This window comes from Mesorhizobium sp. M7A.F.Ca.CA.001.10.2.1 (assembly GCF_003998575.1).
Lineage (GTDB): Bacteria > Pseudomonadota > Alphaproteobacteria > Rhizobiales > Rhizobiaceae > Mesorhizobium.
In genome coordinates this window covers 1-6,421 of sequence record NZ_RZQY01000336.1, presented here as the reverse complement: position 1 = coordinate 6,421, position 6,421 = coordinate 1, and the positions used below count along the sequence as shown (strand labels likewise).

At 65.3% G+C, this 6,421-nt stretch carries 7 protein-coding genes; 5 read left to right on the top strand and 2 right to left on the bottom strand.

The genetic code is table 11. The features are described 5' to 3' along the window. A partial coding sequence (locus EN964_RS20765; protein WP_127276693.1) for a LysR substrate-binding domain-containing protein occupies positions 1 to 798 on the top strand: 798 nt, incomplete at its 5' end. Here the strand turns inward: EN964_RS20765 and EN964_RS20760 are convergent. Next, complete coding sequence (locus EN964_RS20760; RefSeq protein WP_023813853.1) at positions 795 to 1,256, bottom strand: Lrp/AsnC ligand binding domain-containing protein; 462 nt, start codon at positions 1,254 to 1,256, stop codon at positions 795 to 797. The genes EN964_RS20765 and EN964_RS20760 overlap by 4 nt on opposite strands. Positions 1,257 to 1,383: 127 nt before the next feature. On the opposite strand from EN964_RS20760, the gene EN964_RS20755 reads away from it, so the two are divergent. Then, entirely contained in the window at positions 1,384 to 2,379 is a 996-nt protein-coding gene (locus EN964_RS20755; protein WP_127271377.1) for an ornithine cyclodeaminase family protein, read from the top strand. Between the two features lie 126 nt (positions 2,380 to 2,505). Here the strand turns inward: EN964_RS20755 and EN964_RS20750 are convergent, their stop codons facing one another. Further along, positions 2,506 to 3,123, bottom strand: a complete 618-nt coding sequence (locus tag EN964_RS20750) for a helix-turn-helix domain-containing protein (protein WP_127271375.1) — start codon at positions 3,121 to 3,123, stop codon at positions 2,506 to 2,508. A gap of 135 nt (positions 3,124 to 3,258) precedes the next feature. Between EN964_RS20750 and EN964_RS20745 the strand changes: the two genes are divergently transcribed. The 3 genes from EN964_RS20745 to EN964_RS20735 form a co-directional block, all read left to right on the top strand. Beyond that, positions 3,259 to 4,392, top strand: a complete 1,134-nt coding sequence (locus EN964_RS20745; protein WP_127272047.1) for an FAD-binding oxidoreductase — start codon at positions 3,259 to 3,261, stop codon at positions 4,390 to 4,392. A gap of 55 nt (positions 4,393 to 4,447) precedes the next feature. Further along, the gene (locus tag EN964_RS20740; protein WP_127269268.1) at positions 4,448 to 6,049 is read left to right on the top strand and encodes an ABC transporter substrate-binding protein; all 1,602 of its coding nucleotides are present in this window, start codon (positions 4,448 to 4,450) and stop codon (positions 6,047 to 6,049) included. Positions 6,050 to 6,052: 3 nt separating this feature from the next. Then, the coding region (locus EN964_RS20735) for a serine hydrolase domain-containing protein (protein WP_245490676.1) at positions 6,053 to 6,421 on the top strand (369 nt) is incomplete at its 3' end.

The following is a 6,421-nucleotide window of genomic DNA, read 5'->3' as shown; positions in this document are numbered from 1 at the left end:
GTCACGCAAGGGGCGGTCGCCCAGCACATTCGCGGGCTGGAAGCCGATCTCGGCACAAAGCTGTTCGAGCGGCTGCCGCGCGGCCTGGCGCTGACCGATGAGGGCCGCGCCTATGTCCCCAATATCCGCCGCGCCTTCGACCTGATCTCGGAGGCGACGCTGCTGCTTCGTCCCGAGCCGGCGCGGCTGACGATCAGCGTGACGCCGAGCTTCGCCACCAAATGGCTGATCCCGAGATTGCACGACTTCGTCGCGCACAACCCGCTGGTCGATTTGCGCGTGCTGGCCAGCGAGAGCCTGTCGAGCTTCCAGGCCGATGGCGTCGACATCGCGGTCAGGCAAGGCCGCCCGCCCTTCGGCGCTGGGCTGATCGTCGACCTGCTGTTTCCCCAGCAGATCGTCGCCGTCTGCAGCCCGGCCTTGCTGCCGGAAGGTGTTGCTGAAATCGCAGCCTCCGAAATCCAGCACCATGTGCTGCTGCACGATGCCCACAATCTGTGGCCGGAATTCATGGAGAAAGCGGTCGGCCTGAAGATGACGACCGAATTGAAACGGATGCGCTTCAACCAGACGGGCCTGGCCATCGACGCGGCCGTCGCCGGCCAGGGCATTGCGCTGGCCAGCCGCTTCCTCGTAGCCGCTGATCTCGCCACGGGCCGCCTGGTTCAGCCCGTCAGCGGCGAAATGCGCGGCACGCAGGATTTTTATGTCGTGATGCCGAGAAAACAGCGCCACCCCGAGCCGACGCAAGCCGTGCGGCAATGGTTGCTGGATGCGGGAGAAAGGCCGCCGCTCTAGATCGGCAGCAAGGCGTCGGGCTTCACATTGGCGATCGAAGCGTAGGTGTGTGTCTCCCGCACCCCGGGCAGCGGCAGGATGACGCGCTGCAGGAAATCCTGGAACATCGCCATGTCGGCGATGCGCGCCTTGACCAGATAGTCGAAGCCGCCGACCACCATGTGGCATTCGATGATCTCGGGCGCCCGCAGAACCGCCTCGGCGAAGCGGTCGAACACATGCGGCGCCGTGTGGTCGAGCCGCACCTCGATGAAGACGAGCTGCGCCTGCCCGATCCGAGCAGGATCGAGCACCGCGCGCACGGCGCGAATGAAGCCTTCGGCGAACAGCCGCTTGACGCGCTGCGTCGCCCCGGTCGGCGACAGACCGACCCGGCGCGCCAGATCGAGCGTCGTGCGGCGGCCGTCCTCCTGCAACAAACGTAGCAGCGAGCGGTCGATACGGTCGAGATCGTCCATTGCAGGATTCACACTTTTTGACCAGAACAAACGTGATAATCACGCCAAAGTAGCAAAAGCAGTATATTTCATCACGCTCCCGGACTGCAATACCGTTGTCGTGCAACCGACAACGAAAGCGTATCCCATGACATCAGCGATATCGACCTCCCGCAGCGCCCAGGCCAAGGGTGACATGCCCGTACTCATCCTGAGCGAGGCCGAGGTGAAAACCTGCATCGACCTGCGCCAGCTTCTCGACGTGCTCGCCGGCGGCTTCAAGGCCTTGTCCGGCGGCAAGGTGGTCAATCCGGCACGGCCGCAGCTCGATGTTCCGCAGGCCGGCTATTCGCTGGCGATGTCGGCATGGATAGCGGGCATGCATCTGACGGTGAAGATCGTCAACGTCTTCGAGGGCAACGTCGCCAAAGGCATCCCCAGCCACCTCGCCACCATCCATCTGTTCGACCCGCAGACGGGCATGCCGGTCTGCGTCATGGATGGCACCTACATCACCGCCGTGCGCACCTCCGGCTCGGCCGTGCTTTCGGTGCGTGAACTCGCCCGCCGCGACGCCAAGGTCGCGACGGTGGTCGGCGCCGGTGTGCAGGCCGGCCAGCATCTGCATCTTTTGCCGCTGGTGCGCGATTTCGCCGAAATCCGCGTTGTCTCGAAGGAGTTTTCGGATGCACAGGCGCTCGCCGCGCAACATCCCGGCGTCGTTGCCGTCGCCGATATCGAGGCCGCGGTGCGCTCGTCTGACGTCGTCTGCCTGGCAACGCATTCCTATGCGCCGGTGATCTCGGCCGACTGGGTGCGGCCCGGCACCCATGTCTCGTCGGTCGGCGTCGCCCCACCCGGCGGCGAGTTGCCGGTCGAGCTTGTCGGGCGGGCCATCCTTTTCGTCGAGACCAAGGACGCCTTCGCGCCGACCCCGGTCGGTTCCTGCGAACTGGTGGGCATTGATCCGGAAACCGGAACCGAGCTTGGCGAAATGCTGCTCGGACTGCGGCCGGGACGCGTCAGCGCCGATCAGGTCACCGTCTACAAGGCCATGGGCGTTGCAATGGAAGACATGGTGGCCGCCGATCTCGCCTATCGCGAAGCGGTTCGGCGCGGAATGGGACGTGTAGTTGCGCTGTAGCGGAGCCGCTCAATTGTTGGAGCCAGCGCCGCCCGTCGATAGGATCGTCCTTCTCCCCGTGAACGGGGAGAAGATGGCGGCAACCAGATGAGGGGCAGCACCAACGTGGAGGGTTGGGACCTGCCCCTACCCCTCCACCGTCTCCAGCACGCTCAGCAGCGCGCCCTCCATGTCAGGCTCGTCGCCGGAGCAGACGCACAGCATCTCGGCGTCGCCCTCGCCCACCGACAGGTAGGCGTGACCCATGGTGGAATCGATATAGACGCTGTCGCCCTGTTTCAGCCGCACCGGCGCGTACTGGTCGGTGTGCAGCTCGATCTCGCCCTTGAGCACGATCAAAAATTCCTCGCCGGCATGCCTGGTCAGCGGGCCGAATTCCTGCAGCGTGCGGGCGCGTGCATAGGCGTGGATCGGCACCATGCGCTTGCGCACCAGATCGGTGGCCAGATAGCGGTAATCGTAGTTGCGGGTCAGCTGGCGCAGCGTGTTGGACTGCGAGGTCACCGAACGACGGGTGCGCGCGGCCGGCTGCTTGCGGTCGCCGCTGAGCAGCTCGGTGACATGGATGCTCAGCCCCTCGCAGATCTGCAGCAGCTTGTCGTAGCTCAGCGACATCTGGTCGTTCTCGACTTTGGACAGCGTCGACACCGCGACGCCAGTCAGCGTGCTGACCTCCTGCAAGGTCCAGCCATGCGTCTTCCTCAAGCCGCGCAGGCAATCACCGAGGTTCGGTTGCTCCGACATCGTCAGCTCCTGGCGCGGCCACCGGGCCGCTTCTTCACCCTAGGTAGTCCAACTCCCTGCCGCCATCAACAACGCTAACAATTTTCTTATACGCTAAATATTGACTGGATACGAAATTATTTCTACCCCTAGGACATGCAGTCCAAGTCTCTCCAAAAAATCGTCGTCATCGGAGGCGGCATTGCCGGCCTTTCGCTGGCGACGGCCGTGCAATCCTGGGCCGAGATCACCGTGCTCGAGCGCGAGCCGCATCTCGGCTACCACGCTAGCGGCCGCTCCGCGGCGCTGTTTTCCGAAACCTATGGCAATGCGCTGGTGCGGGCGCTGTCGCTGGCCAGCCGGCAGGCGATCATCGATGGCGGCTTCGCCGCCCACCGGCGCGGCGCGCTGCACGTCGGCGGTGTCGAAGACAGTGCAGCCGTCGACCGCATGGCGGCCGAGATGCAGGCGCTGGTGCCGAGCGTACGGCGCCTGTCAGCAGCAGAAGTCACCGCGCTGGTGCCGGTCATCGCCACGGCAACCACCTGCGGCGGCGTGCATGAACCCGGCGCGCTCGATGTCGACACGGGAAAGATGCTTGCAGCTTCAGCCTCCGCGCTCAAGGCCGGCGGCGGCGTGATCCGCACCGGCGAGGAAGTGCTGGAGATTTCCCGCGTCGCAAATGGCTTCAGCGTCACCACCAATGCCGGCGCCTACCAGGCCGACATCGTCGTCGACGCCGCTGGCGCCTGGGTCGATGTCGTCGCCGGGCTGGCCGGTCTCTCCGGTCTCGGCTTCCGGCCGAAGCGCCGCACCGCCTTCCTTTTCGATCCGCCCGCCGGCACCGACATCAGCGCCTGGCCGCTGGTGGTCGATTTGCATGAACAATTCTACTTCAAGCCCGATGCCGGCAGGCTGATCGGCTCGCTGGCCGACGAGACCGATTCCGAACCCTGCGACGCCTATCCGGAAGACATCGACGTCGCCATCGCCGTCGACCGCATCGAACAGGCGACGTCGCTGCGCATCGGCCGTCCGTCGACGCCATGGGCGGGCCTGCGCACCTTTTCGCCCGACCGCACGCCGGTCATCGGTTTCGACCCGCGCCTGCCCGGCTTCTTCTGGCTCGGCGGCCAGGGCGGCTACGGCTTCCAGGTGTCGCTGACGCTGGCGCGGCTGGGTGCGGCGCTGCTGCGCGGCCAGCCGCTGCCGGACGATCTCACGGCACGCGGTATCACCTCCGCCGCGCTTGCGCCCGACCGTTTCATCACCCCGGCGGCGACGCCATGAACTTCACCGGCCTGCCCTTCCCTCAACCCGTAAAGTGTCATCAGGAGCGTTTGCGATGAAATCCGTTCTGCGCGCAGTCCTTAGCTCGTCCTTGCTGGCCTCGTCCGTCCTTCTTGGCGGACAGGCCTACGCCAAAACCCTGGTCTATTGCTCGGAAGCCAATCCCGAAACCTTCAACCCGGCGATCGGCACGGCGGACTCCACCATGGATGCCGCCGCCAAGACGATCTTCAACCGGCTGGTCGAGTTCAAGCCTGGCACCACCGAGGTCGGGCCGGCGCTGGCCGAAAGCTGGGAGGTCTCAGCCGACGGCAAGATCTACACGTTCCACCTACGCCACGGCGTGAAATTCCAGTCGAACGACCACTTTACACCGTCGCGCGAGTTCAATGCCGACGACGTGCTGTACACCTTCAACCGCCAGCGCGACGCCAGCAATCCCTACCACAAGTTCGGCGGCGGCGCTTACGAGTACTTCAACGCACTGGGCATGGGCTCGCTGATCGACAAGATCGACAAGGTCGACGACCACACCGTGCGCTTCACGCTGACGGCGGCCAACGTCACCTTCCTGCCCGGCATTGCGCTCGACTATCTCTCTATCCTGTCGTTGGAGCAGACCGAAAAGATGGTCACCGCCGGCACGCCGGAACTGATCGATAGCGAGCCCGTCGGCACCGGCCCGTTCGTGCTGCAGGCCTATGTCCCCGACAGCCAGATCCGCTACGCCGCCAACAAGGATTATTGGCGCGGCCCGCCGAAGATCGACACTCTGGTGTTCGCCGTTACGCCCGAACCGACCACGCGCGTCGAGCGTCTCAAGGCCAATGAGTGCCAGGTCGCCGCCCCGCCCCCGCCAAGCGCCGTCGCCGATTTGCGCACCGATCCCGACATCACCGTGCTCGACCTCAAGGGTCAGAACATCGGCATCCTCGGCTTCAATGTCGAACACCAGCCGCTCGGCGATGTGCGCGTGCGCATGGCGCTGGCCAAGGCCGTCGACCGCAAGGCGATCGTCGACGCCGTCTATGCCGGCGCCGGCACGGTCGCCGGCAGCGTCGTGCCGCCGGCGCAGATCGGGGCCGTCACCGACGCCGGCATCGACTATGACCCGGATGGCGCGAAGGCGCTGCTGAAGGAAGCCGGCCACGAGAGCGACCTGAAAATCAGCCTGTGGGCGATGCCGGTATCGCGGCCCTACAATCCCAATGCCAAGCGCATGGCCGAGATGATCCAGGCCGACTGGGCGAAAGTCGGCGTCAAGGCCGAGATCGTCAGCTTTGAATGGGGCGAATATCTCAAGCGCACCGCGGCGGGCGAACAGGACGCCTATCTGCTCGGCGGCAGCAGCGACAATGGCGACCCCGACAACATGCTGAGCTACCTGCTGTCCTGCGACGGCGTGAAGGGCGGCTCCAACCGCTCGCGCTGGTGCGATCCGGCCTTCGAGAAGCTGCTGCAGGACGGTCGCGTCGCCGCCGATCCGAAACAGCGCGCCGACATCTACGCCAGGGCGCAAGCGATCCTGAAGGTCGAGGTGCCGGTGGCGCCGATCGCCCATTCGGTGGTGGCGATCCCGATCCGCAAGAGCGTGCTCAACTACGTGCTCGACCCCTTCGGCCGGCAGAACTTTGCCGCCGTCGATATGGCGGAGTGAAGCTTGGCGACCCTGCCCTCGGGCTCGGCCCGGGGACGCACCGACACCTATGAAACCAGCAATTTGGCGGCGAAAGCAGAATCCATGCGTGAAGACCTGAACGCCCTCCTCAAGACCTATCTCACCGATGGCGCGGTAGGCGCCTCGCTCGCCTACTCCACAGGCGCCGCACCAACCGCCCTCACTGCCGGCCTCGCCGACCGGGAGCATGGCATTGCCGTCTCGCCCGACCGCCTGTTCAAGATCGGCAGTTGCACCAAAACCTTCGTCGCCGCCGCATTGGTCAAGCTCGCTCAGGACGGCAAGCTCGACCTCGGCGCGCCGATCGCCTCCTGGTTTCCCGACCTCCCGGGAGCAGAAGACATTTCGGTG

Coding starts and splice junctions, on each gene's coding strand:
- EN964_RS20745 (WP_127272047.1), top strand. CDS start 3,259: ATGCAGTCCAAGTCTCTCCAAAAAATCGTCGTCATCGGAGGCGGCATT.
- EN964_RS20740 (WP_127269268.1), top strand. CDS start 4,448: ATGAAATCCGTTCTGCGCGCAGTCCTTAGCTCGTCCTTGCTGGCCTCG.
- EN964_RS20755 (WP_127271377.1), top strand. CDS start 1,384: ATGACATCAGCGATATCGACCTCCCGCAGCGCCCAGGCCAAGGGTGAC.
- EN964_RS20750 (WP_127271375.1), bottom strand. CDS start 3,123: ATGTCGGAGCAACCGAACCTCGGTGATTGCCTGCGCGGCTTGAGGAAG.
- EN964_RS20760 (WP_023813853.1), bottom strand. CDS start 1,256: ATGGACGATCTCGACCGTATCGACCGCTCGCTGCTACGTTTGTTGCAG.